General features: G+C 64.2%; 31 protein-coding genes. 11 read left to right on the top strand and 20 right to left on the bottom strand.

Annotated elements, in window-relative coordinates; all coding sequences use genetic code 11:
- Positions 1-81 precede the first annotated feature (81 nt).
- Positions 82-936, top strand: coding sequence for an RNA polymerase sigma factor RpoH (gene rpoH, locus KI242_RS29680; RefSeq protein ID WP_011064028.1), 855 nt, complete (start codon positions 82-84; stop codon positions 934-936).
- A 146-nt stretch (positions 937-1,082) separates the two neighbouring features.
- Here the strand turns inward: rpoH and mtgA are convergent, their stop codons facing one another.
- Positions 1,083-1,805, bottom strand: coding sequence for a monofunctional biosynthetic peptidoglycan transglycosylase (gene mtgA, locus KI242_RS29675; protein ID WP_011064027.1), 723 nt, complete (start codon positions 1,803-1,805; stop codon positions 1,083-1,085).
- Between the two features lie 74 nt (positions 1,806-1,879).
- On the opposite strand from mtgA, the gene KI242_RS29670 reads away from it, so the two are divergent.
- The 4 genes from KI242_RS29670 (at position 1,880) to trmB (ending at position 4,224) form a co-directional block, all read left to right on the top strand.
- Positions 1,880-2,260 carry a DUF423 domain-containing protein gene (locus KI242_RS29670; RefSeq protein ID WP_011064026.1) on the top strand — a complete coding sequence of 127 codons (381 nt, stop codon included), beginning with the start codon at positions 1,880-1,882 and terminating at the stop codon, positions 2,258-2,260.
- 70 nt (positions 2,261-2,330) lie between these two features.
- Positions 2,331-2,531, top strand: a complete 201-nt coding sequence (gene thiS / locus KI242_RS29665; protein ID WP_011064025.1) for a sulfur carrier protein ThiS — start codon at positions 2,331-2,333, stop codon at positions 2,529-2,531.
- 163 nt (positions 2,532-2,694) lie between these two features.
- Positions 2,695-3,489 (top strand): thiazole synthase, encoded by a 795-nt coding sequence (locus tag KI242_RS29660; RefSeq protein WP_011064024.1) that lies wholly within the window; start codon positions 2,695-2,697, stop codon positions 3,487-3,489.
- Positions 3,490-3,498: 9 nt separating this feature from the next.
- A complete protein-coding gene (trmB, locus tag KI242_RS29655) occupies positions 3,499-4,224 on the top strand; it encodes a tRNA (guanosine(46)-N7)-methyltransferase TrmB (RefSeq protein WP_011064023.1) in 726 nt (241 codons plus the stop codon).
- 93 nt (positions 4,225-4,317) lie between these two features.
- Here the strand turns inward: trmB and KI242_RS29650 are convergent, their stop codons facing one another.
- The 11 genes from KI242_RS29650 to KI242_RS29600 all read right to left on the bottom strand — a co-directional run bounded on the left by KI242_RS29650 (position 4,318) and on the right by KI242_RS29600 (position 11,931).
- Positions 4,318-4,866 (bottom strand): RNA 2'-phosphotransferase, encoded by a 549-nt coding sequence (locus KI242_RS29650; RefSeq protein ID WP_053160325.1) that lies wholly within the window; start codon positions 4,864-4,866, stop codon positions 4,318-4,320.
- 87 nt (positions 4,867-4,953) lie between these two features.
- The gene (locus KI242_RS29645) at positions 4,954-5,277 is read right to left on the bottom strand and encodes a DUF3392 domain-containing protein (RefSeq protein ID WP_011064021.1); all 324 of its coding nucleotides are present in this window, start codon (positions 5,275-5,277) and stop codon (positions 4,954-4,956) included.
- A gap of 9 nt (positions 5,278-5,286) precedes the next feature.
- Positions 5,287-6,489 carry a radical SAM family heme chaperone HemW gene (gene hemW, locus KI242_RS29640; protein ID WP_072443572.1) on the bottom strand — a complete coding sequence of 401 codons (1,203 nt, stop codon included), beginning with the start codon at positions 6,487-6,489 and terminating at the stop codon, positions 5,287-5,289.
- Complete coding sequence (gene rdgB / locus KI242_RS29635; protein WP_026020234.1) at positions 6,486-7,082, bottom strand: RdgB/HAM1 family non-canonical purine NTP pyrophosphatase; 597 nt, start codon at positions 7,080-7,082, stop codon at positions 6,486-6,488. The genes hemW and rdgB overlap by 4 nt, the downstream gene beginning before the upstream one ends.
- The gene (locus tag KI242_RS29630; RefSeq protein ID WP_011064018.1) at positions 7,079-7,513 is read right to left on the bottom strand and encodes a DUF4426 domain-containing protein; all 435 of its coding nucleotides are present in this window, start codon (positions 7,511-7,513) and stop codon (positions 7,079-7,081) included. Before KI242_RS29630 ends, rdgB begins: the two co-directional genes overlap by 4 nt.
- Before the next feature lie 26 nt (positions 7,514-7,539).
- Positions 7,540-8,160 carry a methionine biosynthesis protein MetW gene (gene metW / locus KI242_RS29625; protein WP_011064017.1) on the bottom strand — a complete coding sequence of 207 codons (621 nt, stop codon included), beginning with the start codon at positions 8,158-8,160 and terminating at the stop codon, positions 7,540-7,542.
- 7 nt (positions 8,161-8,167) lie between these two features.
- Positions 8,168-9,307 carry a homoserine O-acetyltransferase gene (locus KI242_RS29620; protein ID WP_041752663.1) on the bottom strand — a complete coding sequence of 380 codons (1,140 nt, stop codon included), beginning with the start codon at positions 9,305-9,307 and terminating at the stop codon, positions 8,168-8,170.
- Between the two features lie 163 nt (positions 9,308-9,470).
- Positions 9,471-9,764 carry a DUF167 domain-containing protein gene (locus KI242_RS29615; RefSeq protein WP_019095290.1) on the bottom strand — a complete coding sequence of 98 codons (294 nt, stop codon included), beginning with the start codon at positions 9,762-9,764 and terminating at the stop codon, positions 9,471-9,473.
- 14 nt (positions 9,765-9,778) lie between these two features.
- Positions 9,779-10,369 (bottom strand): YggT family protein, encoded by a 591-nt coding sequence (locus KI242_RS29610; RefSeq protein ID WP_011064014.1) that lies wholly within the window; start codon positions 10,367-10,369, stop codon positions 9,779-9,781.
- A 10-nt stretch (positions 10,370-10,379) separates the two neighbouring features.
- Entirely contained in the window at positions 10,380-11,198 is an 819-nt protein-coding gene (gene proC / locus KI242_RS29605; RefSeq protein ID WP_053160323.1) for a pyrroline-5-carboxylate reductase, read from the bottom strand.
- 34 nt (positions 11,199-11,232) lie between these two features.
- Positions 11,233-11,931 carry a YggS family pyridoxal phosphate-dependent enzyme gene (locus KI242_RS29600; protein ID WP_123431082.1) on the bottom strand — a complete coding sequence of 233 codons (699 nt, stop codon included), beginning with the start codon at positions 11,929-11,931 and terminating at the stop codon, positions 11,233-11,235.
- Between the two features lie 190 nt (positions 11,932-12,121).
- On the opposite strand from KI242_RS29600, the gene KI242_RS29595 reads away from it, so the two are divergent.
- On the top strand, positions 12,122-13,156 hold the full coding sequence (locus KI242_RS29595) for a type IV pilus twitching motility protein PilT (RefSeq protein ID WP_015637368.1): 1,035 nt from the start codon (positions 12,122-12,124) through the stop codon (positions 13,154-13,156).
- Positions 13,157-13,234: 78 nt separating this feature from the next.
- Here the strand turns inward: KI242_RS29595 and KI242_RS29590 are convergent, their stop codons facing one another.
- The gene (locus tag KI242_RS29590; RefSeq protein WP_011064010.1) at positions 13,235-13,858 is read right to left on the bottom strand and encodes a C40 family peptidase; all 624 of its coding nucleotides are present in this window, start codon (positions 13,856-13,858) and stop codon (positions 13,235-13,237) included.
- Positions 13,859-14,108: 250 nt separating this feature from the next.
- On the opposite strand from KI242_RS29590, the gene KI242_RS29585 reads away from it, so the two are divergent.
- The gene (locus tag KI242_RS29585) at positions 14,109-14,528 is read left to right on the top strand and encodes a TM2 domain-containing protein (protein WP_011064009.1); all 420 of its coding nucleotides are present in this window, start codon (positions 14,109-14,111) and stop codon (positions 14,526-14,528) included.
- Between the two features lie 127 nt (positions 14,529-14,655).
- Here the strand turns inward: KI242_RS29585 and KI242_RS29580 are convergent, their stop codons facing one another.
- From KI242_RS29580 to gshB, 7 genes are all read right to left on the bottom strand, one after another.
- Positions 14,656-15,927, bottom strand: coding sequence for a dihydroorotase (locus KI242_RS29580; RefSeq protein WP_011064008.1), 1,272 nt, complete (start codon positions 15,925-15,927; stop codon positions 14,656-14,658).
- Positions 15,924-16,928, bottom strand: coding sequence for an aspartate carbamoyltransferase catalytic subunit (locus tag KI242_RS29575; protein ID WP_011064007.1), 1,005 nt, complete (start codon positions 16,926-16,928; stop codon positions 15,924-15,926). Before KI242_RS29575 ends, KI242_RS29580 begins: the two co-directional genes overlap by 4 nt.
- 25 nt (positions 16,929-16,953) lie before the next feature.
- Positions 16,954-17,460 (bottom strand): bifunctional pyr operon transcriptional regulator/uracil phosphoribosyltransferase PyrR, encoded by a 507-nt coding sequence (gene pyrR / locus KI242_RS29570; protein WP_210457927.1) that lies wholly within the window; start codon positions 17,458-17,460, stop codon positions 16,954-16,956.
- 115 nt (positions 17,461-17,575) lie between these two features.
- Entirely contained in the window at positions 17,576-18,013 is a 438-nt protein-coding gene (gene ruvX, locus KI242_RS29565; RefSeq protein WP_015637366.1) for a Holliday junction resolvase RuvX, read from the bottom strand.
- Complete coding sequence (locus tag KI242_RS29560; RefSeq protein WP_011064004.1) at positions 18,013-18,582, bottom strand: YqgE/AlgH family protein; 570 nt, start codon at positions 18,580-18,582, stop codon at positions 18,013-18,015. Before KI242_RS29560 ends, ruvX begins: the two co-directional genes overlap by 1 nt.
- Before the next feature lie 85 nt (positions 18,583-18,667).
- Complete coding sequence (locus KI242_RS29555; RefSeq protein WP_011064003.1) at positions 18,668-19,567, bottom strand: energy transducer TonB; 900 nt, start codon at positions 19,565-19,567, stop codon at positions 18,668-18,670.
- 99 nt (positions 19,568-19,666) lie between these two features.
- Entirely contained in the window at positions 19,667-20,620 is a 954-nt protein-coding gene (gene gshB / locus KI242_RS29550; RefSeq protein WP_011064002.1) for a glutathione synthase, read from the bottom strand.
- A gap of 236 nt (positions 20,621-20,856) precedes the next feature.
- Between gshB and pilG the strand changes: the two genes are divergently transcribed.
- From pilG to KI242_RS29530, 4 genes are all read left to right on the top strand, one after another.
- Positions 20,857-21,261 carry a twitching motility response regulator PilG gene (pilG, locus tag KI242_RS29545; protein ID WP_011064001.1) on the top strand — a complete coding sequence of 135 codons (405 nt, stop codon included), beginning with the start codon at positions 20,857-20,859 and terminating at the stop codon, positions 21,259-21,261.
- A 57-nt stretch (positions 21,262-21,318) separates the two neighbouring features.
- Positions 21,319-21,684: a twitching motility response regulator PilH gene (gene pilH / locus KI242_RS29540; protein ID WP_011064000.1), complete on the top strand. Its 366-nt coding sequence runs from the start codon at positions 21,319-21,321 to the stop codon at positions 21,682-21,684.
- 10 nt (positions 21,685-21,694) lie between these two features.
- Positions 21,695-22,234 (top strand): chemotaxis protein CheW, encoded by a 540-nt coding sequence (locus tag KI242_RS29535; RefSeq protein ID WP_011063999.1) that lies wholly within the window; start codon positions 21,695-21,697, stop codon positions 22,232-22,234.
- A gap of 140 nt (positions 22,235-22,374) precedes the next feature.
- A complete protein-coding gene (locus tag KI242_RS29530; RefSeq protein WP_011063998.1) occupies positions 22,375-24,438 on the top strand; it encodes a methyl-accepting chemotaxis protein in 2,064 nt (687 codons plus the stop codon).
- Positions 24,439-24,452 lie beyond the last annotated feature (14 nt).

The following is a 24,452-nucleotide window of genomic DNA, read 5'->3' as shown; positions in this document are numbered from 1 at the left end:
TTTGGGAACTTGTTTCGCGGTTTCCGGTCAATTTTCGCAGTGCTGAACGGCACGAGTTATGTGAGTCGGAGGTTTTTTCGTATGACCACTTCTTTGCAACCTGCTTACGCATTGGTTCCAGGCGCAAACCTGGAGGCTTATGTGCACACGGTGAACAGCATTCCATTGCTGACACCCGAGCAGGAGCGTGAACTGGCCGAGAGTCTCTACTATGAGCAGGATCTTGAGGCGGCTCGGCAGATGGTGCTCGCCCACCTGCGTTTTGTCGTACATATCGCCCGTAGCTATTCCGGCTACGGGTTGGCCCAGGCTGACCTGATCCAGGAAGGCAACGTTGGCCTGATGAAAGCCGTGAAGCGCTTCAACCCTGAAATGGGTGTGCGCCTGGTGTCCTTTGCCGTGCACTGGATCAAGGCGGAAATTCACGAGTTCATCCTGCGTAACTGGCGGATTGTGAAGGTTGCTACCACCAAGGCGCAGCGCAAGCTGTTCTTCAACCTGCGCAGCCAGAAGAAGCGTCTGGCCTGGCTGAACAACGAAGAAGTTCACCGCGTGGCGGAAAGCCTGGGCGTGGAGCCTCGTGAAGTGCGGGAAATGGAAAGCCGGCTGACCGGCCAGGACATGGCCTTCGATCCGGCTGCGGAAGCGGACGACGACAGCGCCTTCCAGTCGCCAGCCAACTACCTGGAAGACCACCGCTACGACCCGGCGCTGCAACTTGAGGATGCCGACTGGAGCGACAACTCCACCAGCAACCTGCACGAAGCCCTGGAAGTGCTGGACGAACGCAGCCGTGACATCCTCTACCAGCGCTGGCTGGCCGAAGAGAAAGCCACGCTGCACGACCTGGCGCAGAAGTACAACGTTTCGGCCGAGCGGATTCGCCAGCTGGAAAAAAGCGCGATGAACAAGCTGAAACTGTCCATCGCCGCTTAAGCCTGAAGCGTCATGCAAAACGCCCCGATTACCTCGGGGCGTTTTTGTTTGTGCGGTTGGCGTAGGAGCCGGCTTGCCGGCGAATCCCCAGCCCAGCACCCATCTCGAACATGCTCAAGAAGAACCGGCGCAAAGCCAAATCCGGGTTACTCCGCCCAAGGCGCCCTGCGCGACTCGTTCAGCCGATTCAAGTAATCGGCTCCACCCAACTGGCTCATCTGCCGCCGAACCCAGCCCGCCCGCTGCATCACATAAGTGCTGGGACGTGCTGCGCTCCACACCCTTGGATTGGGCAGGACAGCGGCTAGCAGGCTGGCTTGCTGGCGTGACAGATTGGCCGCGCTGACGCCGAAGTGATGGCGCGCCGCGGCTTCTGCCCCGAACACCCCTTCATCCCATTCGACACTGTTGAGGTAGACCTCAAGAATCCGCTGCTTGGGCCAGAACACTTCGATCAGCGCGGTGAACCAGGCTTCCAGTCCCTTGCGCAGGTAGCTGCGGCCGGACCACAGGAACAGGTTTTTCGACACTTGCTGGCTCAGGGTACTGGCGCCACGGATCGAGCCGCCCCTTTCGTTGTGGATCAACGCTGCCTGGATTGCATCGATATCGAAGCCCCAGTGCTCGGGGAATTTCTGGTCTTCGCCGGCAATCACCGCCACCTTGAGGTTGTCGGAGATTTCATCCCAAGGCTTCCAGGTGCGCTGCAGGTCGATGGGGTCGTTGTCGACCCAGGATTCGATCTTGCGCTCTACCATCAGGGCGGTGCCCGGTGGCGGTACGAAACGCAACAGCAGCACCAGCAGGACGCTGCCGACCATGAACCACATCAAGGCTTTTACAAGACGACGAAACAGATAACGCAGCATAGAGATGGCTTGGCCGAACCCGTTGAGCGCGCCATTATACAGACCCTTTGTGCTGAATCTGACTGGAGTTCCTCATGTTGCGTGGCTTCCTGATGCTGGCCGCCTTCTTCGGTTTCACCGGGGTTGCCCTTGGCGCTTTCGCCGCCCACGGTCTTAAAAACCGCCTGAGCACGGACTACCTGGCTATTTTTCATACAGGTGTTACCTATCAACTGGTGCATGCCCTGGCGTTGTTCGGCGTCGCTTTGCTGGCGGCTCATATTCCCGGGCGGCTGGTGACCTGGGCCGGCGCTGCCTTCACCCTGGGCATCCTGCTGTTCTCCGGTAGCCTGTACCTGCTGACCCTGACAGGCACCAGCAAGCTGGGGATCATCACCCCCTTCGGCGGTGTGGCCTTCCTGGTCGGCTGGTTCCTGCTGGGGCTTGCCGCCTGGCGCCTGCAAGTCGCCGGCTGACGCTTGTAGCTGACCTTTAGGTCATGATCGGGCTAGAATGCTGGCCCCTAAAAATGATGGCGGCCTTGGCATGCGCATTCAGTTGAACGGTGAATCCTTTGAACTGCCCGACGGCTCGACCGTTGCGGCCCTGCTGAGCCATCTGGAACTCACCGGACGGCGGATCGCGGTGGAACTCAACCTGGATATCGTTCCGCGCAGCCAGCACGCCGAAACCGCCCTCAACGAAGGCGACCAGGTTGAAGTGGTCCACGCCATCGGCGGCGGCTAGTCACTGGCTTCAATAGCGCTGCTGTCCATCTGCGCAGCGCCCTGGCCCGGCTCCGGGCCCTCTCATGGACGACATGCTTTCACCGGCCCCGGATCGAGGGTCACCAGCGCCCCGGGCCTGATAAAGAATTCTGCAAGAACCTCACCCCAACAGAGGATTTCCGATGAGCAACGTTCGTAGTGACAAGCCTTTCGTCCTGGCCGGTCGGACGTACCAGTCGCGTTTGCTGGTAGGCACCGGCAAGTACCGCGACATGGAAGAAACCCGCCTGGCCATCGAGGCCTCGGGTGCCGAGATCGTCACCGTCGCCGTGCGCCGGACCAATATCGGCCAGAACCCGGGCGAACCGAACCTGCTGGATATCCTGCCGCCGGATCGCTACACCATCCTGCCCAACACCGCCGGCTGCTATGACGCGGTCGAGGCCGTGCGCACCTGCCGCCTGGCCCGTGAGCTGCTCGATGGCCACAACCTGGTGAAGCTGGAAGTCCTGGCCGACCAGAAGACCCTGTTCCCCAACGTGCTGGAAACCCTCAAGGCCGCCGAAGTGCTGGTCAAGGAAGGTTTCGACGTGATGGTCTACACCAGCGACGACCCGATCATCGCCCGCCAGCTGGCGGAAATGGGCTGCATCGCGGTCATGCCGCTGGCCGGGCTGATTGGCACCGGGCTGGGGATCTGCAACCCGTACAACCTGCAGATCATCCTTGAAGAAGCCAAGGTTCCGGTACTGGTGGATGCCGGTGTCGGTACCGCTTCCGACGCCACCATCGCCATGGAGCTGGGGTGTGAGGCGGTGCTGATGAACTCGGCCATTGCCCACGCGCAGCAGCCGGTGATGATGGCCGAAGCCATGAAACACGCAATTGTCGCGGGCCGCCTGGCGTACCTCGCCGGTCGCATGCCGAAGAAACTCTATGCCAGCGCCTCTTCGCCGCTGGATGGTCTGATCAAGTAAGAGCCATTGATGACTGAATCAAACGACACGCCAATCCAGCCGGAAGCCGGCGACGAGCGCCAACACCGCCGCATCAAGAGTTTCGTGATGCGCGCCGGGCGCATGACCGAGGGCCAGCAGCGCGGCCTGGATCAGGGCGCGCCGCTGTACGTGCTGCCCTTGGCCGACGCCCCGGTGGATTACGACCAGGTATTCGGCCGCTCGGCGCCACGCTCCCTGGAAATCGGCTTCGGCATGGGTCACTCGCTGCTGGAAATGGCGGCGGCGGCTCCGGAACAGGATTTCATCGGCGTTGAGGTTCACCGCCCGGGTGTCGGCGCGCTGCTCAATGGCGTGCTGACCCAGGGCCTGACCAACCTGCGGGTCTACGATTGCGACGCCATCGAGGTGCTCAACCGCTGCATCGCCGACAACAGCCTGGACCGGCTGATGCTGTTCTTCCCCGATCCGTGGCACAAGAGCCGGCACCACAAGCGCCGCATCGTCCAGGCTTCCTTCGCCGAGCTGGTGCGCAGCAAGCTCAAGGTTGGCGGCATTCTGCACATGGCCACCGACTGGGAGCCCTATGCCGAATACATGCTGGAGGTGATGAACGTCGCCCCGGGTTATCGCAACCTGGCCGAAGACGGCAAGTGTGTACCGCGCCCGGCCGAACGCCCGATCACCAAGTTCGAGCGTCGCGGCGAGCGCCTGGGCCACGGCGTGTGGGATTTGAAGTTCGAAAAGCTCGCCTGAGCCCCGCGGACACGCTGCTGTAGGAGCTGCCGGGCGGCGTTCCGCTTGCCAGCGAAGAGGCCTTCAAGGTCGCCTTCGCCAGCCAGCTGGCTCCTACAGGGCTTTGATGAAGCCGACCGGCACCTGGTTGGTCAGCCACACCCCATTCTCTGCCTGATAGAAGGTGAAACCCTGGGCCTGCATGGCCTGGGCGTCGATCTGCAGGATCACCACCTTGCCATAGCGCTGGCCCACGGCCCGGGCGGTGTCGATTTCCTGGGACAGGTGCACGTGGTGCCGTGAACCCGGGATCAGCCCCTTTTCGTTGATCGAATCCATGAAGCGCGTGGCGGTGCCGTGGAAGAGCACGGCGGGCGGTTGCTTTGCCTCAAGCTGCAATTGCACGGCCTTGTTGGAATGCCCCTGAACGGCACGAATCCGCCGGCTGTCAGCCGAGAGGGCGAAGCGCTTCTTGTCGTTGCCTTCGACCACCAGCTCGATCAGTTCCCGGCTCAGTTGCCGGCCGTTCTTGGCCGCACCGCTGATCAGCGCGTCGATATCGCCCCAGCCTTCGCTGTCCAGTTCCAGGCCGATGGCCTGGGGCTCGTGGCGCAGCACATAGCTGAGGAACTTACTGGTGTCCTCGATGACTTTCTTGCTCATGTTCTTCCTTGATAACGGGGGCAGCCGTTGGATTGCGTTCGCCGGCTTGGTGTAGGAGCCGGCTTGCCGGCGAAGGGGCCCTGCGAATTAACGACGATCAGCGACCACGCCAATCAGCACCAGTACCACCAACAGCACTGGCGCCAGGCTGTAGTTGTTGAACTGGCTCAGGCCGCGGACGATCCACGGTGTGGCGTAGATCAGCGCCAGGCCGCTGCCCACCATGCACAGCAGGGCCATCAGCGGTACGCGCAGGGCGCCGGCGATGCCGCCCAGGCGCTGTTCGACCCAGCCCTTGATGTCCGCGCCGAACAGCACCAGCAGGCAGCCCACCAGTGCCAGGGCGATTTCCGAGAGGTTGCTGCGACTCCAGCGGGACACGGTGGCGAGCAGGTCGAGTACCAGATCCATGTGATTTCCTTAGATCAGAAAGTATTGCAGCAGGTCATTGAGAAAAAGTTGCCCGCGGGCCGTGGCCGCCAGGCGTGACGGTTCGACCTGCAACAAGCCGCTTTGTTCGGCCTGGCGCCGGCCTTCGGCGAGGCTGCCCAGGTCCAGGCCGGTGCGTTGGGCGAACAGCGCAGCGTCCACGCCATCGGTGAGGCGCAGGGCGTTCATCAGGAACTCGAACGGCAGCTCTTCGTTGCCCAGGGCCTTCTCGCCCGCCTTGAACTGCTTGGCCGGGTTCAGGTAGTCCTTGGGCAGGCGGGTCTTCCAGGTGCGCAGGATGCGCCCGTCCGGGTGGCTGAGTTTGCCGTGGGCACCGGCGCCGATCCCGATGAAGTCGCCAAAGCTCCAGTAGTTCAGGTTGTGCCGCGCCGCGCGCCCGGGCTGGGCGTAGGCCGAGACTTCGTACTGGGCATAGCCGTGCTCGGCCAGCAGGGCCTGGCCGGCTTCCTGGATGTCCCACAGGGTGTCGTCTTCCGGCAGTACCGGTGGCTGGTTCCAGAACACCGTGTTGGGCTCCAGGGTCAGCTGGTACCAGGACAGGTGGGTCGGCTTCATCGCAATGGCCTGGCGCAGGTCGCCCAGGGCATCGTCCAGGGACTGGTCCGGCAGGCCGTGCATCAGGTCCAGGTTGAAGTTGTCGAACCCGGCCTGGCGCGCCATGCCAGCGGCGCGAATCGCTTCATCGCCGTTGTGGATGCGGCCCAGGGCCTTGAGCTTCTGTTCCTGGAAACTCTGGATGCCGATGGACAGGCGGTTGATGCCCAGGGCGCGGTAGGCGGTGAATTTTTCCTGCTCGAAGGTCCCGGGGTTGGCTTCCAGGGTGATTTCGATGTCGGGGGCAAACCGGATGCGCTGTTCCACGCCCTTGAGCAGCCGACCCAGGGCTTGGGCGCTGAACAGGCTCGGGGTGCCGCCGCCGAAGAAGATCGAGCTCAGCTCGCGACCGTGCACGGCGTGCAGGTCCTGGTCGAGGTCGGCCAGCAGGGCGTCGACGTACTCCTCTTCCGGTAGCGTCGGGCTGGCCGCGTGGGAGTTGAAGTCGCAGTAGGGGCATTTGCGTACACACCACGGGATGTGGATGTACAGCGCCAGGGGCGGCAACTGGGGCAGCGCCGCCCGGGGCGTATGCGCGCCGCCGAGAATCAGCGGCGACGCGGAGGGCTCGTGGCTCATTTCAGGCCCAGGCGTTGCCGCAGAATGGCCATGGCGCGGGCGCGGTGGCTGAGCTGGTTTTTCTCCTCGGGGCCCAGTTCGGCGCTGGAGCAGTTGCGTTCCGGCACCCAGAACAGCGGGTCGTAGCCGAAGCCGTGCTCGCCGCTGGCGGCGGTAAGGATGCGCCCGTGCCACAGGCCTTCGCAGAGGATCGGCAGCGGATCGTCGGCGTGCCGTACCAGTGCCAGGACGCAGACGAACTGCGCACCGCGCTCGGCTTGCGGGACATCCTTGAGGGCTTCGAGCAGCTTGGCGTTGTTCGCCGCGTCGCCCTGGCCGTCGGCGTAGCGGGCCGAGTAGATGCCCGGGGCGCCACCGAGGAAGTCCACTGCCAGGCCGGAGTCGTCGGCCAGTGCCGGCAAGCCGGAAATGCGTGCGGCATTGCGCGCCTTGAGGATGGCGTTTTCGACGAACGACAGGCCGGTTTCTTCCGGCTCGACGCTGCTGAACTCGCCGATCGAGCGCAATTGCACCGAAGCGCCGAGCATGGCCTGGAGTTCTTTGAGTTTGCCGGCGTTATGGCTGGCCAGTACGAGTTGCGTGAGGTTCATTATTCGCCCGGGAATAGCTCTTGGTTGAAGCTGAAGCTGTTGGTGTCACCGCCAGTCTGCACATTGATGGTGAACGTACGGTTTTCCTGCTGCTCCACCGGGAACTGGGCGATGTAGTAGATCGCGCCCTGCTCGGTGATCTGGCGGAATTTCAGCGGGATGCTCTTGCTGGTCAGGTCCTTGACCGTGCCACTGACCTGGCCGACCAGCGGCTTGCCGTCCTTGATCAGGGAAACGTTGATCACGCCCTGGTTCTTGCTGCGGACCAGCTCCGCCGCCCTGGCGATATCAGGCTGCAGGTAGGTGGAGTTGAAGGTGTTGTAGTGCACGGTGATGTCACCGAACACTTCCTGGCGTTCGCCCTTGATCGGGTCCGCCGCCAGGGCGCTGACGCTCAGGCAGGCAGCCAGTAGAAATGTAACCAGACGTCCCATGATGGTTCTCCTCGATGCAACGTGGTTTATACCGCGACCTTGTGATCTTGCAGGCCGGGACTGCTGACGCGGTAGATGCCGATCTCTCCTAAGAGATTAGGCCATAGCTTACTGGCCCACCCATGGCGGTGTTGTTGATCGACGGCAAGGCGGTTGATCACCCGGGCTTGCCGCTCGCGGCACAGTTCTTCGAAGTCCTCGAAGGTGCAGAAGTGGATGTTCGGCGTGTTGTACCAGGTGTACGGGAGGAACTCCGAGACCGGCATCCGCCCCTTGCTGGCCAGGTACCAGCGGCAGCGCCAGTGACCGAAATTGGGGAAGGTGATGATGCACTGGCGGCCGACCCGGAGCATTTCGTCGAGGATCTTGTCCGGGTAGTGCACGGCTTGCAGGGCCTGGGTCATGACCACGATGTCGAAGCTGTTGCTGGCAAAGTTGCCCAGGCCCTTGTCCAGGTCCTGCTCGATCACGTTGATGCCCTTGGCCACGCACTCGGCGATGTTGTCCGGGTCGTTTTCCAGGCCATAGCCGGTGACCTGCTTGTGCTCCTGCAGCCAGCTCAGCAGCTCGCCGTTACCGCAGCCCAGGTCGAGGACGCGGCTGCCGGCGGGGATCCATTCCTGGATGATTTCCAGATCGGCTCTCATCGTGTCCTCACAAGGTAATGCGGTTCATGTAGTGGCTGAACGCCTGCAGGTAGCGCGGGATCGGGATCAGGAAGGCGTCATGCCCCTGCGGTGCGTCGATCTCCAGGTAACAGACGTCCTTGCGCGCGGCCATCAATGCATCCACCAGTTCCCGGGAGCGGGCCGGGGAGAAGCGCCAGTCGGTGGTGAAGGACATCACGCAGAACTTGGCGGTGGCATGGGCGAAGGTCTTGGCCAGGTCGTCGTCGCAGTTGGCCGCCGGGTCGAAGTAGTCCAGGGCCTTGGTCATCAGCAGGTAGGTGTTGGCATCGAAACGCCCGGAGAACTCCTCGCCCTGGTAGCGCAGGTAGCTTTCCACCTGGAACTCGACGCTGTGGAAGTCGTAGTTGAGCTTCTCGCTCTTGAGCCCACGGCCGAATTTCTCGCCCATGGAGTCGTCGGACAGGTAAGTGATGTGGCCCACCATTCGCGCCAGCATCAGCCCGCGCTTGGGGATCACCCCCTGTTCCTGGAACGAGCCGCCGTGGAATTCCGGGTCGGTGAGGATCGCCTGGCGCGCCACTTCGTTGAAGGCGATGTTCTGCGCCGAGAGCTTGGGCGCCGAGGCGATGGCCAGGCAGTGCCGTACACGGTCCGGGTAGGTGATGGTCCATTGCAGGGCCTGCATGCCGCCGAGGCTGCCGCCGATCACCGCTGCCCACTGGTCGATGCCCAGGCGATCCGCCAGGCGCGCCTGGCTGTGTACCCAGTCTTCCACGGTAAGCACCGGGAAGTCGGCGCCGAACGGCTTGCCGGTGTCCGGGTTGAGGCTGCTGGGACCGGTGGAGCCGTTGCAACCGCCGAGGTTGTTGAGGCTGACCACGAAGAACCTGTTGGTGTCGATCGGCTTGCCCGGGCCGATGCAGCTGTCCCACCAACCGGGCTTGCGGTCGTCGACGCTGTGGTAGCCGGCGGCGTGATGATGGCCGGACAGGGCGTGGCAGATCAGCACCGCGTTGCTGGCGCTGGCGTTGAGCTGACCGTAGGTTTCGTAGATCAGGTCGTAGGCCGGCAGCGCGCGCCCGCAGGCCAGGGCCAGGGGTTCGCTGAAGTGCGCTATTTGTGGCGTGACCAGACCAACAGAATCGGGGGGAAAGGCAGTTGGCATCGACCCTGCTCTCATTTAAATGAGGCGTAAGTCTAAAGACCGCTGCCCCCAGCGGCAAGCAAAGCCCGGGGCTGTGTTTCGTTGCGGGAAATGATGTGGGAGGTTCGCTGGCAAGCCAGCTCCTGCAGTGAACATGGGGCGCAGGAGCCGGCTTGCCGGCGAATCAGGCGGGGCGAGCCAGCCCCGGCAGGTCCGGCAGCTTCTTCGGCGCTTGCAGGCGCACCCGCTTCTGCCGGTTCAGTTCGCCGCTGACCAGGCTGATGTTGCTCTTGGGAATGCCAAAGGCCTTGGCCAGGAACGCCATCAGGTGCGCATTGGCCTTGCCTTCCACTGGTGGCGCGGTGAGGCGGATCTTCAACCGCTCGCCGTGCAGGCCAGCGAACTCGTCGCTGCTGGCCTTGGGTTGCAGGTGGCAATCGAGGATCAGATCGTCACCGTCCCAGCGGTAATAACTCATGCAGGCCGCCCGGGTCAGATCAGCAGGCGCAGGATGTCCGGCATCATGGTCATGGCCGCCAGGTTGTTGATCACCAGCATGTCCAGCAGCTTGAGCACCATGAATGCCAGGATCGGCGAGATATCCAGGCCGCCCATGCTCGGCAGGATGCGACGGAACGGGGCCAGGGCGGGTTCGCAGATCTGGTTCACCAGTTCGGCGCCGGGGTTGTGGCTGCCAGGGGCGACCCAGGACAGAATCACGCTGATGATCAGGGCGAAGAAGAAGATCTTCAGGAACAGCGCGGTGACGCCGATGATCGACCAGATCAGCAGTTGCAGCGGGTTGCCGGTGGTGCCGTAGGTCAGCAGCAGGGTCAGGGCCATCAGGGCCAGTTGCACCAGGATCGCCAGCAGCAGCGAGGACATGTCCAGGCCGCCGATGCTCGGGATGACCCGGCGCATCGGCTTGAGCAGCGGCTGGGTGGCCCGCACGATGAACTGGCACAGCGGGTTGTAGAAGTTGGCGCGCACCAGTTGCAGGACGAAACGCATCAGCACGATCAGCAGGTACAGGCTGCCCAGGGTTTGCAGCACATACACCGCAGCGGTGTTCAATCCAATCATCATTGGCTCCTTATTGGCCCAGTTGTTCGGCCATTTCGGCCGAGCGGTGCGCAGCGGCACCCAATGCTTTTTCCACCAGAGCTTCAAAGCCACCGGCCTGGAACGACTTGATGGCCGCTTCCGTGGTGCCTGCCGGTGAAGTCACGCGGCGGCGCAGCTCGGCGGCGTCAACGTCACTGGAGACCGCCATGTGGGCGGCGCCCAGGGCGGTCTGCAGAGTCAGCTGGGCGGCGGTTTCCCGGGGCAGGCCGAGCTTCTCGCCAGCAGCGGTCATGGCTTCGATCAGCAGGAAGAAATACGCCGGGCCACTGCCGGAGACGGCAGTCACTGCGTCCAGTTGCTGCTCCTGGTCCAGCCACAGGGCGATACCCACGGCGGACAGCAGCGCCTCGGCCTGCTGGCGTTGCTGGGCGCTGACTTCGGCGGTGGCGTACAGGCCGCTCACACCCTGGCGCAGCAGTGCCGGGGTATTGGGCATGCAGCGCACGATGGGCTGGGCGCCGAGCCAATTGTTCATGCTCGAACAGGTGATACCGGCGGCGATGGACACCACCAGCTGTTGCGGCTTCAGGCTCGGGCGCAGGGCTTGGCACACGGCTTTCATGGCCTGGGGCTTGACCGCCAGGACGATCACGTCGACGCCTTCGATGGCCTCGGCGTTATCGGCAAATACCTGGATGCCATGTTCGGCCGCTACTTTCGCGCGGGTCTGCTCGCCCGGGTCGCTGGCGCGGATCTGCGAGGCCTCCAGGCCTTTGGCCCGCAGGCCGCCGATGAGACTGGCCGCCATGTTGCCGGCACCGATAAAAGCGATACGAGTCGTGTTCATGACAGGTCCTTACAAGAGGTCGGGGTCAGTCGCATCAGGACTGACTGTAGTCGCGGGCACCAAACAGCGCGGTACCGATCCGCACCCAGGTGGCGCCTTGGGCAATGGCCGCTTCGAGGTCGTGGCTCATGCCCATGGAAAGGGTATCCAGGGGCAGGTTGAGGCTGTCCCGCAGGTCGTTGTTCAGGCGTTGTACCGCGGCGAAGGCGGCGTCCTGGGCAGCGCGGTCCTCGGTAGGCTCGGGAATCGCCATCAACCCCCGCAGTTGCAGGCGTGGCAAGGCACCGATGGCGCTGGCCAGGGCCGGCAGGTCGGCCGGGGCGCAGCCGGACTTGCTGGCTTCGCCACTGACGTTCACCTGGATGCAGATGTTCAGTGGCGGCAACTCGGCCGGGCGTTGTTCAGACAGGCGTTGGGCGATTTTCAAGCGATCCACGGAGTGCACCCAGTCAAAATGCTCGGCAATGGCACGAGTCTTGTTCGACTGAATGGGGCCGATGAAGTGCCAACTCAAGGGCAGGTCGGCCAGTTCCTGCTGTTTGCCCAGGGCTTCCTGCAGGTAGTTCTCGCCGAAATCCCGCAGGCCGGCGGCATGGGCCTCGCGCAGGGCGGCGGCGGGCTTGGTCTTGCTCACGGCCAGCAGCTGGACGCTGTGCGGGTCGCGCTGTACGGCCTGGCAGGCGTTGCGGATGCGCTCGGCTACCTGGGCAATGTTGTCTGCTATCGTGGACATTCGATTTCGTCTCAAAAGTACCGGCGGCCCTGGCCACCGGCTGCCGCGTGAATCCACCAGACCTCGATTCTCCGCCGGCCCGAGCCACGCTCAAGGGTCGCGCCGGGCATCGTCCGCGGCCTGGCCATTGAATCTGCCAGGCGCGGGCGGGTCTGAAGCTCGCGGCATTCTACTGGAATTGGGGGGCACTATGGACATCACCGAACTCTTGCGCTTGAGCGCTTCCCGGGGCGCTTCGGACCTGCATCTGTCCGCCGGGCTGGCGCCGATGTTGCGCATCGATGGCGATATTCGCCCGCTGCCGGGCCCGGCCCTGGAAGGGCCAGAGGTGCTGGCGCTGATCCATGAACTGATGAGCGAAGCTCAGCGCCAGGCATTCGCCGCCTGCAATGACCTGGATTTCGCCCATGAACTGCCAGGTGTGGCGCGGTTTCGGGTCAATGCCTTCCGGCACGCCCGGGGCGCCGGTGCGGTGCTGCGCCTGATTCCCGCGCGGGTACAGAGCCTGGAGGAGCTGGGGCTGGGGGAAGTGTTTCGGCAGATTACCGAGGCGCCCCGCGGGCTGGTGCTGGTGACCGGGCCCACCGGCAGCGGCAAGTCCACCACACTGGCGGCGATGATCGACCACCTGAACCAGCGCCGCCAGCAGCACATCCTGACCATCGAAGACCCTATCGAATTCGTGCATCCGCAGAAAAACTGCCTGGTGCACCAGCGCGAAGTGCAGCGCGATACCCAGAGCTTCGCCACGGCCTTGCGTGCGGCGCTGCGGGAAGATCCCGACGTGATCCTGCTGGGCGAACTGCGGGACCTGGAAACCATCCGCCTGGCCCTGACCGCCGCGGAAACCGGGCACCTGGTACTGGCCACCCTGCACACCTCGTCGGCGGCCAAGACCATCGACCGGCTGGTGGACGTGTTTCCGGGGGAGGAAAAGGCCCTGGTGCGCTCGATGCTGGCCGAGTCGCTGCAGGCAGTGGTCGCGCAAGTGCTGGTGAAGAAGGTGGGCGGTGGCCGGGTAGCGGCGCACGAGATCATGCTGGGCAGCCCGGCGATCCGTAACCTGATCCGCGAGGACAAGGTGGCGCAGATGTATTCGGCGATCCAGACGGGTGGCGCCCAGGGCATGCGCACCCTGGACATGAGCCTCAAGGCATTGCTCGGGCAGGGGTTGATCAGCCGCGATCAGGCGCGGGAGCAGGCGCGGATGCCGGAGAGCTTTTGACGGGGCTGGAAATGCATTCGCCGGCAAGCCGGCTCCTACAGGTGGGTGCAGGAGCCGGCTTGCCGGCGAAGCGGGGTATCAGCGTTGCACGACCCGCAGGGGCGCGTGCTCCTTGGGCAAGACCCGCTTGGCAACCACATAGTGGCTCTGCCAGTAGGGCTTCTTCAGGGTATCGATGGTCACTGCCTTGCCGCGCCGCGGGGCGTGGATGAAGCGGTCTTCGCCCAGGTAGATGGCGACGTGGTTGACCTTGCGGCTCTTGATGTTGAAGAACAATAGGTCGCCCGGCTTCAGGTCCTTGCGCTCGACCTTCTGCCCGTGGCCGCTGGCCATGGCGTTGGAGGTGCGTGGCAGGTCCACGGCGGCGACATCGTTGAAGGCGTAGCGCACCAGGCCGCTGCAGTCGAAGCCTTTGCTTGGGCTGCTGCCGCCCCAACGATAGGGTGTACCGAGGACATTGACCGCGCGGCTGAGAACCGTGGTGCTCGGCCGGCCGGCGTTGTTGGCCACCAGCTTGCTGTCGGCCTTGCTCAGGCGGGTGGGGTGCTTGATGGTGCTCTTGTTCTTGGCGGTGACCGTCGAAACGTGCGGTTTCGGGGTGTAGCCATTAACGTTGGGAAGTCGTTGCTCACGGTTGGTGGCGTGGGCGGCCAGTGGCATTAATAGGCAAATGGTTAGCCATGTCTTGAAAAATGGACGCATTAGGCAAGGCTCTTATTGGTTAGCGCGCAACTTTATAACAGCTTTCAGGTCACTTCCGTGGCCGTTTGTCGATTCAACCTTGGGGTCAACTTCGGCAAAGAGGTGGCAACTTGACGCAGAAAACCGTCAGAAGTCAGGCAGTACAAGGCTTTGGCGGAACAGAAGGTAACATTGCCCGCACGTCGAATGCCTGTAAAAAAGTCACAAAGTTTTTAAGAATATTTATCTATCACCTGCAAAGAGGCACTTAATGAACACCTATCGTCAGGATGCATCCACCCATGACACCCACAGCAAGGTGATCGGTTACCTGTTGTGGATTTTCGGTTTTACCGGGGCCCACCGCTTCTATTACGGCAAGCCGGTGACCGGGACTATCTGGTTCTTCACCTTCGGTCTGCTGGGCATTGGCTGGCTGATCGACTTGTTCCTGATCCCGTCCATGGACCGGGAAGCGGACCTTCGCTTTACCGCAGGTCCGGTGGAATACAGCGTGGCCTGGATTCTGCTGACCTTCCTCGGGGTTTTCGGCGTGCACCGCATGTACCAGGGCAAATGGCTGAGCGGGGTGATCTACCTGTTCACCGGCGGCCTGTTCTTCCTGGGGGTGCTGTACGACTTCTGGACCCTGAACGATCAGGTATCGCTGGAGAACGCCAAGCGCCGTTGATCCCGTCATCGGCGCAGGCGGTGATGGCGCAGCCTGTAGCCACTGCCGCAGGGCGCCATCAGGAGCGGCGGCTCCTTCGGCGCCGTTCGCAGCCTGCGGCAGTGGCTACAGGGTGTTTGCCAGGCGATCAGCCCTGATAGCTGATATGCCCGTCCACCAGGGTGTAGCGCACCGCGCCCGGCAGGCTATGGCCGAGGAACGGGCAGTTTTCGCCCTTGGAGAGCCAGCGCTCGCCGGCCACGGTGGAACTGGCCGGGTCGAACAGCACCAGGTCCGCCGCACCACCGGCTGCCAGCTTGCCTGCCGGCAGGCGCAAGGCCGCGGCGGGGCCGGCACTCAGGCGTGCCAGCAGGGTCGGCAGGTCCAGCAGGCCGTCCTGCACCAGGGTCAGGGCCAGGGGGAGCAACAGCTCGACGCTGCTGATGCCCGGCTCGGTGGCGCCGAACGGCGCCAGCTTGGCGTCCCGCTCATGGGGCTGGTGATGGCTGGAAATGGCTTGCACCACCCCGGACTTCACCGCTTCGCGCAGGGCATCGCGGTCGGCCCGCGAGCGCAGCGGCGGCTGCACGTGGTACAGGCTGGAGAAGTCGATCAGCGCCTCGTCGGTCAGGATCAGCTGGTACAGCGCCACATCGGCGGTGACCGGCAGGCCGCGGGCCTGGGCCTGGGCGATCAGCTCCACGCCGCGGGCGCTGGTCAGCTGGCTGAAGTGGGCGCGCACGCCGCTCTGTTCCACCAGCAGCAGGTCTCGGGCCAGGGCCACGGTCTCCGCGCTTTCCGGGATACCCGGCAGGCCGAGGAAGCTGGCGGTGGCGCCTTCGTGGGCCAGGCCGCCTTCGGCCAGGTCGCGGTCCTGGGAGTGGAAGATCACCGTCAGGTCGAAGGTGGCGGCGTATTCCAGGGCGCGGCACAGGGTGCGGGTGCTGCGGAAACCTTCCAGGCCGTTGCCGAAGGCCACGCAACCGGCGTCACGCAATGCGATCAGCTCCGCAAGCTGCTCGCCTTCCAGGCCCTTGCTCAAGGCGCCAATGGGGAACACTTTGCTGTTGCCGGCCTCGCGGGCGCGGTCGAGGATCAGTTCGGCCACCGCCGAGGTGTCCAGTACTGGCTTGGTGCGCGGCGGGCAGCACAGGCTGGTGACACCGCCGGCGGCTGCGGCGCGGGTTTCGCTGGCAATGCTGCCCTTGCGACTGTAGCCCGGCTCGCGCAGGGCGACGCTCAGGTCCACCAGGCCGGGTGCGGCCACCAGGCCCTTGGCGTCGATGGTGGTAACGGCATTGAAGCCGCCAGGCGCGGCGCCGATGGCGACGATCTTGCCGGCTTCCAGGTGCAGATCGGTGGTTTGATCCAGGCCGCTGCTTGGATCGATGACGCGGGCGCCGAGAATGCTGAGCTTCACTGGGCGTTCTCCTGCTCGAATTGTCGCTGGGCGGTCTGCCCGCTCATGGCCATGGACAGTACCGCCATGCGCACTGCAATGCCGTAGGTCACCTGGTTGAGGATCACCGAGTGCGGGCCGTCGGCTACCGCCGATTCGATCTCCACGCCGCGGTTGATCGGGCCCGGGTGCATGACGATGGCGTCGGGCTTGGCCCCGGCCAGGCGCGCGGTGGTCAGGCCGAACAGGCGGTAGAACTCGCCTTCGCTGGGCAGCAGGCCGCCCTGCATGCGTTCACGCTGCAGGCGCAGCATGATCACCACGTCCACGTCCTTCAGGCCTTCGGTCATGTCGGTGTAGACCTTGACCCCGTACTGCTCGATGCCGATGGGCAGCAGGGTTTTCGGTGCGATCACGCGAATGTCCGGGCAGCCGAGGGTCTTGAGCGCCAGCATGTTGGAGCGCGCCACCCGCGAGTGCAGGATGTCGCCGACGATGGCCACCGAGAGGTTCTCGAAGCCGCCCTTGTGCCGGCGGATGGTCAGCATGTCGAGCATGCCCTGGGTCGGGTGGGCGTGACGGCCGTCGCCGCCGTTGATGATCGCCACCTGGGGGCACACGTGCTCGGCGATGAAGTGCGCGGCGCCGGAGTCGCCGTGGCGCACCACGAACATGTCGGCGGCCATGGCTTCCAGGTTGCGCAGGGTGTCCAGCAGGGTTTCACCCTTGCTCGCCGAAGAGGTCGAGACATTCAGGGTGATCACGTCCGCCGACAGCCGCTGGGCGGCCAGTTCGAAGGTGGTGCGGGTTCGGGTGGAGTTCTCGAAGAACACATTGCACACGGTCTTGCCGCGCAGCAGCGGGACTTTCTTCACCGCCCGGGCGCCGACTTCGAGGAACGAGTCGGCGGTGTCGAGGATTTCCGTCAGCAGCTCGCGGTTCAGGCCGTCGAGGGACAGGAAGTGGCGCAGCTGGCCCTGATCGTTGAGCTGCAGCGGGCGCTTGGCGTCTAAAGGCGTCATCGCAATGGACTCTTAAAAGGGCGAGTTAGAGGGCGAGGTCTTGGAGCTCGAGTTGAAGCGGCGCAGGACCGGACAATTTTACCCGCTCGTGGGCGGCCAGCGACAGGGTCGCGCCCACCACATTCGGACGGATCGGCAGTTCAGCGGCGTTCAGGTCCAGCAGGCAGACCAGGGTCACGCTGGCCGGCCGGCCGTAGTCGAACAGTTCGTTGAGGGCGGCGCGGATGGTCCGGCCGCTCATCAGCACGTCGTCGATCAGCACCAGGTGCTGGCCTTCGATCTCGAACGGCAGCTCCGAAGGGCGCACCTGCGGGTGCAGGCCGTTCTGGCTGAAGTCGTCGCGGTAGAAGGACACGTCCAGGGCGCCCAGGGGCGAATCGCTGCCCAGGGCTTCCAGCAGGGCCTGGGCCACCCAGACGCCGCCGGTACGGATACCGATGAAACGTGGCTCGCTGATGGCGCGCTGGGCCAGGTGGGCGTTGAGATCAGCGGCCATCTGGCTGATCAGGGCGGCGGGATTGGGCAGGCTCATGGTGGCTCCTTCGTGGGCTCGCGCCTGCTGCCGGGCAGCTGGGCGCGGGAACTTACGGCTGGTGTTGGGCCAGGAGGCGCGCAGCCCCGGGGCCGCGCATCTTCAGGATGTGGTCTCAGGTGTTCAACAGGCCGGCGTTTTCATCGAGCCAGCCTTGCAGCAGCAGGGCGGCGGCGATGGCGTCCACCGGGTTGTCGCGGTAACTGCCTTTCTGGCCGCCCCGGGCCAGGCGTTCACCCTTGGCCTCGAAGGTGGTCAGGCGTTCGTCGTGGGTATAGAAGGGCACATTGAAGCGGCCGTTCAGGCGCCGGGCGAACTTTTCGGCGCGCACGCACATGTCGCTGGGGCTGCCGTCCATGTTCAGGGGCAGGCCCACCACCACGGCGTCGGGCTTCCATTCCTTGATCAGGGCTTCCACCTGGTTCCAGTCGGGCACCCCGTTTTGCGCCTTGAGGGTGCACAGCTCCCGGGCCTGGCCGGTGATGGCCTGGCCCACGGCAACGCCGATCTGCTTGGTGCCGTAGTCGAAGCCGAGGATCAGTCGCAGGGTCATCAGGCGTGGCCCGCCTGGCTGGTGAGCAGGCTGAGGTTGACCCCCAGGTGCCGGGCGGCGGCTTCCAGGCGCAGTTCGCTGCTGGTGTTGAACAGGATGTCGGCGTCGAAGGGGCAGGTCAGCCAGGCGTTGTCCGCCAGTTCGGCTTCCAGCTGCCCGGCTTCCCAGCCGGCATAGCCCAGGGCGATCAGGCTCTTGGCCGGGCCCACGCCATCGGCGATGGCGAACAGCACGTCCTGGGACGTGGACAGGGACAGCCCCTCGAGTTCCACCGTGGCCTGGTAGACCGGGCCGTTGGGGTGCAGGACGAAGCCACGATCGGTCTGCACCGGGCCACCGCTGAAAATGGGCACGTGCTGGCACAGCAGGGACGGCTCTTGGTCAGGGCGCAATTGTTCGAGGATATCGGCCAGGTTCAGGTCCTGGGGGCGGTTGACCACCAGGCCCATGGCGCCACTGGCGTTGTGCTCGACGATGTAGGTCAAGGTCTGCGCAAAGTTCGGGTCGGCCATATGGGGCATGGCGATCAGGAAATGATGCTTGAGATAGCTTGGGCTGACATTTTTCATGAGCGCTAGTGTGGCGGTGGCGGGCCCGGCTGACAAGCTGGCGATGTGCAGCCATGGCGCTGTCGCGCGGACGATTGCCGGCCGATCAGTTGCTGGAAAGCTTGTCGCCCCGGGCGAAGCGCCAGGTGCGGATGATTTCCAGGCGGTCGATGTCCGACAGGTCGCCGGTAAAGGGGGCGAACGGCGCCGCCAGGCGCACGATGCGCTGGGCCGCCTGGTCCAGCAGCGGTTGCCCGGAGGACTCCAGCACCAGCACTTCATACAGCGAGCCGTCACGGTTGATCGAGACCATCAGCCGCAAGTTGCCGTAGATCTGCTTGCGCCGGGCTTCCTCGGGGTAGTTGAGGTTGCCGATGCGCTCGACCTTCTTGCGCCATTCGTCCTTATACCAGGCGCCCTTGTCGCGCATGGTGGAGGCGGCGCTGAGGCGGTGGATGCGCGGGCGTTTGGCATACAACTGCTGTTCATTGGCCAGCTCGGCTTCCAGGCTGGAAATCTCGCTGGACAGTTGCGAGCTGTCGAACGTCGGAGTGGGGGCCTTGGGAGTCGGGTCTTTCTTGACCTCTTCACGCTGGGTGACGGTCTTTTTCGGCTTGGGCGCGGTGGTGGCCACGGCGGCCTTGGGGGCGGTGTCCTTGACCTCGGGCTTGACCGAGGGCGGCGGCGTGACCTTCTTCACCGAGTTGTCCTGGAACGGTGCGACTTCGGTGGTTTTCGGAATGGCCTTCTTGTCCAGGGTGCCGCTGCCCTGCTGGTTGTCCTGGGCGAGGAAGTCGGCCTTCTTCGGCTTGGTCTCACTCTTGAAGGTGGCCAGGGTGATTTCCAGGGTCTTGCTGATGGCCTTGGGCTCGGCGAAGGAAAAGCCCAGGCCGAGGATCAGTGCCAGGTGCAGGAGCGCCGCGAGGAAAAGGGTAAAACCCAGGCGATCGGCCGCACGCACGCCGCTATGGGCAAGCTCGGGGGGCAGATCGGACGGGAGGCTCATCGGCAGTTCGACATCACAGGAGGCATCACAAAACCAACATCACGGTTTCACAGGCGGCGCATGATAACGCAATGTTGGTTTGTGCTTGGTTGTTCTACATCACTTGGCCTTGAGCTTCTGATCGATGGCATCCATCAGCATCGCGCCGATGTTGGTGCCGAAGGCGTTGTCGATTTCACGGATGCAGGTGGGGCTGGTGACGTTGATTTCCGTCAGATGTTCGCCGATCACGTCGAGGCCGACGAACAGCAGGCCCTTGGCCCGCAGGGTCGGGCCGACCTGGGCGGCGATCCAGCGGTCCTTGTCGCTCAGCGGGCGGGCTTCGCCACGACCGCCGGCCGCCAGGTTGCCGCGGGTTTCACCGGCAGCCGGGATGCGCGCCAGGCAGTAATCCACCGGTTCGCCGTCGATCATCAGGATGCGCTTGTCACCGTCCTTGATCGCCGGCAGGTAGGCCTGGGCCATGATCTGCTGGCTGCCGAGCACGGTCAGGGTTTCCAGGATCACCGACAGGTTCGGATCACCCGCGCGGTGGCGGAAGATCGAGGTGCCGCCCATGCCATCCAGGGGCTTGAGGATCACATCGCCATGCTGGGCCGCGAACTCGCGCAGCACGTCGGCGCGGCGGCTGACCACGGTGGGCGGGGTGCACTGGGGGAACAGCGTGGCAAACAGCTTTTCGTTGCAGTCACGCAGGCTCTGGGGCTTGTTGACCACCAGCACGCCAGCGCTTTCGGCCTGTTCCAGCAGGTAGGTGGAGTAGACGAACTCCATGTCGAAGGGCGGGTCCTTGCGCATCAGGATCACGTCCAGATCGCTCAGCGGGCAGTCGATCTCGGCGTCCAGCTCGAACCACTTCTGCGGGTTGGCGAACACCTGCAGCGGGCGCATGCGGGCCCGGGCCACGCCGGCGCCCTGGTACAGGTCGCGCTGTTCCATATAGAAGAGGGTCCAGCCGCGCTCCTGGGCGGCCAGCAGCATGGCCAGCGAGCTGTCCTTCTTGTAGGAGATGCTGGCGATAGGGTCCATGACAATCCCGACGCGAACGCTCATGGGTGGATTCCTTTAAGAAAATGAGTGGGAGCGAGGCAAAAAAAGTGGCGTCAGAGTGGCGCTGACAGGGGCCTGGGTCAAGGAAAAACCACTGCCTGGCGTGGTCCATAGATTGCAGGGGGGAGAGTGTGCTAAAAAGGCTCGCAGGCCGGGCCCAAGCCTTGAAGTTCAAGGGTTTCACCCATTGCCCGGCGGTACCGGACCAAATCATTCGCTGGGGCGATGGCAGAGCAGATATGGAACAGCATTCCAACGCCTTGAAGGTGATGGTGATCGACGATTCGAAGACGATTCGCCGCACGGCCGAAATGCTGCTGAAGAACGTCGGTTGCGAGGTCATCACCGCAGTGGACGGCTTCGAAGCCCTGTCCAAGATCGTCGACCATCACCCCGGCATCATCTTCGTCGACATCATGATGCCGCGGCTCGACGGCTATCAGACCTGTGCGCTGGTGAAGAACAACAGCGCGTTCAAGTCCATCCCGGTGATCATGCTGTCTTCCAAGGATGGCCTGTTCGACAAGGCCAAGGGGCGCATCGTCGGCTCCGACCAGTTTTTGACCAAACCCTTCAGCAAGGAAGAACTGCTGAGCGCGATCAAGGCCCATGTCCCGGACTTTGTCGCGCTTGCGCCACAGTAGACACGCACAGCGACGCCCGGCCAGCAGGCCGCGCGCCTATACCGTATGGGGAAGACCATGGCTCGTATTCTGATCGTCGATGACTCGCCGACTGAAATGTACAAACTCACCGGCATGCTGGAAAAGCACGGCCATGAAGTGCTCAAGGCCGAGAACGGTGCCGACGGCGTGGCCCTGGCCCGGGAAGAAAAGCCCGACGCGGTGCTGATGGACATCGTCATGCCCGGCCTCAACGGTTTCCAGGCGACCCGCCAGTTGACCAAGGATGCCGAGACCAGCCATATCCCGGTGATCATCATCACCACCAAGGATCAGGAAACCGACAAGGTCTGGGGCACCCGCCAGGGCGCCAAGGACTACCTGACCAAACCGGTGGACGAAGAGACCCTGATCAAGACCCTGAACAACGTCCTGGCCGGCTGACAGCCGCGCCATGAGCCAATCCCAGACCGCCTTCGAGCTGCTGCTGGAGATCGACCAGCGCTGCCGCTTGCTGGCCGCCGACCTGCCGTCCCAGGAAACCCGCCAGCACAGCTGGAGCGGCATCGGCTTTCGCCTGGGCGAGCATTGGTACGTGGCCGCCATGGGCGAGATCAGCGAAGTCCTGCACGAGCCGCGCTACACCCTGCTGCCCGGGGTCAAGCCCTGGGTCAAGGGCGTAGCCAACCTGCGCGGGCGGCTGCTGCCGATCATGGACCTGTGCGGTTTCTTCGGCCATGAGCTGTCGCCCCTGCGCAAGCAGCGGCGGGTCCTGGTGGTGGAGTACAAGGAGCTGTTCGCCGGCCTGCTGGTGGACGAGGTGGCCGGGCTGCAGCACTTTGCCCAGGACAGCCTGGAGCCCGGCATCACCGACTTTGCCGACGCCGCGGTCAACCCCTACCTGCAGGGCCAGTTCCGCCGCGATCAGGTCTGGCAGGTCTTCAGCCCCTTCGCCCTGGCCCGTTCGCCGGGGTTCCTGGAGGTGGCAGCGTGAAGGGCGCCCCGGCGCCTGGGCAACCCGTTGGCCGTGCCACGGGAAGCGCGTGTTTCCCTGGATCAACCCATGCTGCCCCGGCGTTGCGCGCGCCCCGGGCACCCGAATGCGGGACCGCCCGCTCGCCACAGGCCTGATCGATGACCAAAGCCAAAACCGGCAAGCCCCTGGAAGGCTCCCGCAGTCGCTCGCAGATCATCGTGCTGTTCATCGCACTGATCGTGTTCATCATGCTGTTGTTCGCCAACTTCGCTTACCTCAATACCCAGGCCACCTACGACAAACAGTACATCGGCCATGCTGGCGAGCTGCGGGTGCTGTCCCAGCGCATTGCCAAGAACGCCACCGAAGCGGCGGCGGGCAAGGCTGCGGCGTTCAAGCTGCTGGGGGATGCGCGCAACGATTTCGCCCGGCGCTGGGGCTACCTGAAAAAGGGTGACCCGGACACCGGGCTGCCCGGGGCCCCGGTGGCCTTGCGCCAGGAAATGCGCGCGGTGCAGCTGGACTGGGAAAAACTGCTGAAAAACACCGACGCGATTCTCGCCAGCGAGCAGACCGTGCTGTCCCTGCACCAGGTGGCGGCAACCCTGGCGGAAACCGTGCCGCAATTGCAGGTGGAGTATGAAAAGGTCGTCGAGATCCTGCTCCAGCGTGGCGCCCCGGCGGCCCAGGTGGCCATGGCCCAGCGCCAGTCGCTGCTTGCCGAGCGGATTCTCGGTGCGGTCAACACGGTGCTGGCCGGGGACGAAAACGCGGTCCAGGCCGCCGATGCCTTCGGTCGCGATGCCGCGCGCTTCGGCCAGGTGCTCAACGGCATGTTGCAGGGCAACCCGGGGCTGAAGATCAGCCAGGTGGAAGACCCGGATGCCCGGGGGCGGCTGGCGGAGATTTCCGAGTTGTTCGAGTTCGTCTCCGGCTCCGTGGACGAGATCCTCGAAACCTCCCCCGAGCTGTTCCAGGTCCGCGAGTCGGCGAGCAACATCTTCAGCCTGTCCCAGACCCTGCTGGACGAAGCTTCGCTGCTGGCCAGTGGCTTCGAGAACCTGGCCGGCAGCCGCAAGCTGGACACCATCGGCGGCTACGTCCTGGGCTTGCTGGCCCTGGCTTCGATCATCCTCATCGGCCTGGTGATGGTGCGCGAGACCAACCGCCAGTTGCGCGAGACCGCAGAGAAGAACGAGCGCAACCAGAACGCGATCATGCGTTTGCTGGACGAGATCGAGGACCTGGCCGACGGCGACCTCACGGTCACCGCCTCGGTGACCGAGGACTTCACCGGCACCATTGCCGACTCCATCAATTATTCCGTCGACCAGCTGCGTGACCTGGTGGCCACCATCAACCTCACCGCCGGCCAGGTGGCCGGCGCAGTGCAGGAAACCCAGGCCACCGCCATGCAGCTGGCCGAAGCCTCGGAGCATCAGGCCCAGCAGATTTCCGAAGCCTCCACGGCGATCAACGAAATGGCCCAGTCCATCGACCAGGTATCGGCCAACGCCGCGGAATCCTCGGCGGTGGCCGAGCGCTCGGTGGAAATCGCCAACAAGGGCAACGAGGTGGTGCACAACACCATTCACGGCATGGACAACATTCGTGAGCAGATCCAGGACACCGCCAAGCGGATCAAGCGTCTTGGCGAGTCTTCCCAGGAGATCGGCGATATCGTCAGCCTGATCGACGACATTGCCGACCAGACCAACATCCTTGCCCTCAACGCGGCGATCCAGGCCTCCATGGCCGGTGACGCCGGGCGCGGCTTTGCCGTGGTGGCCGACGAGGTGCAGCGGCTGGCGGAGCGTTCCTCGGCGGCCACGCGGCAGATCGAGACCCTGGTGCGGGCGATCCAGACCGACACCAACGAGGCGGTGATCTCCATGGAGCAGACCACCACCGAAGTGGTGCGCGGCGCGCGCCTGGCCCAGGACGCCGGGGTGGCCTTGGAAGAGATCGAAGGGGTGTCCAAGACCCTGGCGGCGCTGATCCAGAGCATCTCCAACGCGGCCCAGCAGCAGACCTCTTCGGCCGGGCAGATTTCCCTGACCATGAACGTGATCCAGCAGATCACCTCGCAGACTTCGTCCGGTTCCACCGCCACCGCCGAGAGCATCGGCAACCTGGCGAAGATGGCCAGCCAGCTGCGCCGCTCGGTGTCCGGCTTCACCCTGCCGGCCACCCGGGGCCCGGCCCCGAATGACAACCGCTGACACAAGGCTTTGAC

The sequence above is a fragment of the Pseudomonas sp. Eqa60 genome, from assembly GCF_018326405.1.
In the GTDB taxonomy this organism is placed as follows: domain Bacteria; phylum Pseudomonadota; class Gammaproteobacteria; order Pseudomonadales; family Pseudomonadaceae; genus Aquipseudomonas; species Aquipseudomonas protegens.
Note: the sequence above shows the minus strand (reverse complement) of the source record. Positions and strands in the feature narration are given on the sequence as shown.

What these genes read in the sequence shown, in the direction of transcription:
- hemW (WP_072443572.1), bottom strand. Translation starts at nt 6,489, where the DNA reads ATGAGCCACGAGCCCTCCGCGTCGCCGCTGATTCTCGGCGGCGCGCAT.
- KI242_RS29650 (WP_053160325.1), bottom strand. Translation starts at nt 4,866, where the DNA reads ATGAGCAAGAAAGTCATCGAGGACACCAGTAAGTTCCTCAGCTATGTG.
- mtgA (WP_011064027.1), bottom strand. Translation starts at nt 1,805, where the DNA reads ATGCTGCGTTATCTGTTTCGTCGTCTTGTAAAAGCCTTGATGTGGTTC.
- pilG (WP_011064001.1), top strand. Translation starts at nt 20,857, where the DNA reads ATGGAACAGCATTCCAACGCCTTGAAGGTGATGGTGATCGACGATTCG.
- KI242_RS29595 (WP_015637368.1), top strand. Translation starts at nt 12,122, where the DNA reads ATGGACATCACCGAACTCTTGCGCTTGAGCGCTTCCCGGGGCGCTTCG.
- KI242_RS29670 (WP_011064026.1), top strand. Translation starts at nt 1,880, where the DNA reads ATGTTGCGTGGCTTCCTGATGCTGGCCGCCTTCTTCGGTTTCACCGGG.
- ruvX (WP_015637366.1), bottom strand. Translation starts at nt 18,013, where the DNA reads ATGACCCTGCGACTGATCCTCGGCTTCGACTACGGCACCAAGCAGATC.
- KI242_RS29630 (WP_011064018.1), bottom strand. Translation starts at nt 7,513, where the DNA reads ATGGGACGTCTGGTTACATTTCTACTGGCTGCCTGCCTGAGCGTCAGC.
- thiS (WP_011064025.1), top strand. Translation starts at nt 2,331, where the DNA reads ATGCGCATTCAGTTGAACGGTGAATCCTTTGAACTGCCCGACGGCTCG.
- KI242_RS29530 (WP_011063998.1), top strand. Translation starts at nt 22,375, where the DNA reads ATGACCAAAGCCAAAACCGGCAAGCCCCTGGAAGGCTCCCGCAGTCGC.
- KI242_RS29590 (WP_011064010.1), bottom strand. Translation starts at nt 13,858, where the DNA reads ATGCGTCCATTTTTCAAGACATGGCTAACCATTTGCCTATTAATGCCA.
- KI242_RS29600 (WP_123431082.1), bottom strand. Translation starts at nt 11,931, where the DNA reads ATGTCCACGATAGCAGACAACATTGCCCAGGTAGCCGAGCGCATCCGC.
- trmB (WP_011064023.1), top strand. Translation starts at nt 3,499, where the DNA reads ATGACTGAATCAAACGACACGCCAATCCAGCCGGAAGCCGGCGACGAG.
- KI242_RS29620 (WP_041752663.1), bottom strand. Translation starts at nt 9,307, where the DNA reads ATGCCAACTGCCTTTCCCCCCGATTCTGTTGGTCTGGTCACGCCACAA.
- KI242_RS29660 (WP_011064024.1), top strand. Translation starts at nt 2,695, where the DNA reads ATGAGCAACGTTCGTAGTGACAAGCCTTTCGTCCTGGCCGGTCGGACG.
- KI242_RS29555 (WP_011064003.1), bottom strand. Translation starts at nt 19,567, where the DNA reads ATGAGCCTCCCGTCCGATCTGCCCCCCGAGCTTGCCCATAGCGGCGTG.
- KI242_RS29610 (WP_011064014.1), bottom strand. Translation starts at nt 10,369, where the DNA reads ATGATTGGATTGAACACCGCTGCGGTGTATGTGCTGCAAACCCTGGGC.
- proC (WP_053160323.1), bottom strand. Translation starts at nt 11,198, where the DNA reads ATGAACACGACTCGTATCGCTTTTATCGGTGCCGGCAACATGGCGGCC.
- KI242_RS29645 (WP_011064021.1), bottom strand. Translation starts at nt 5,277, where the DNA reads ATGGATCTGGTACTCGACCTGCTCGCCACCGTGTCCCGCTGGAGTCGC.
- KI242_RS29575 (WP_011064007.1), bottom strand. Translation starts at nt 16,928, where the DNA reads ATGACGCCTTTAGACGCCAAGCGCCCGCTGCAGCTCAACGATCAGGGC.
- pyrR (WP_210457927.1), bottom strand. Translation starts at nt 17,460, where the DNA reads ATGAGCCTGCCCAATCCCGCCGCCCTGATCAGCCAGATGGCCGCTGAT.
- rpoH (WP_011064028.1), top strand. Translation starts at nt 82, where the DNA reads ATGACCACTTCTTTGCAACCTGCTTACGCATTGGTTCCAGGCGCAAAC.
- gshB (WP_011064002.1), bottom strand. Translation starts at nt 20,620, where the DNA reads ATGAGCGTTCGCGTCGGGATTGTCATGGACCCTATCGCCAGCATCTCC.
- pilH (WP_011064000.1), top strand. Translation starts at nt 21,319, where the DNA reads ATGGCTCGTATTCTGATCGTCGATGACTCGCCGACTGAAATGTACAAA.
- KI242_RS29585 (WP_011064009.1), top strand. Translation starts at nt 14,109, where the DNA reads ATGAACACCTATCGTCAGGATGCATCCACCCATGACACCCACAGCAAG.
- KI242_RS29535 (WP_011063999.1), top strand. Translation starts at nt 21,695, where the DNA reads ATGAGCCAATCCCAGACCGCCTTCGAGCTGCTGCTGGAGATCGACCAG.
- metW (WP_011064017.1), bottom strand. Translation starts at nt 8,160, where the DNA reads ATGAGAGCCGATCTGGAAATCATCCAGGAATGGATCCCCGCCGGCAGC.
- KI242_RS29615 (WP_019095290.1), bottom strand. Translation starts at nt 9,764, where the DNA reads ATGAGTTATTACCGCTGGGACGGTGACGATCTGATCCTCGATTGCCAC.
- KI242_RS29560 (WP_011064004.1), bottom strand. Translation starts at nt 18,582, where the DNA reads ATGAAAAATGTCAGCCCAAGCTATCTCAAGCATCATTTCCTGATCGCC.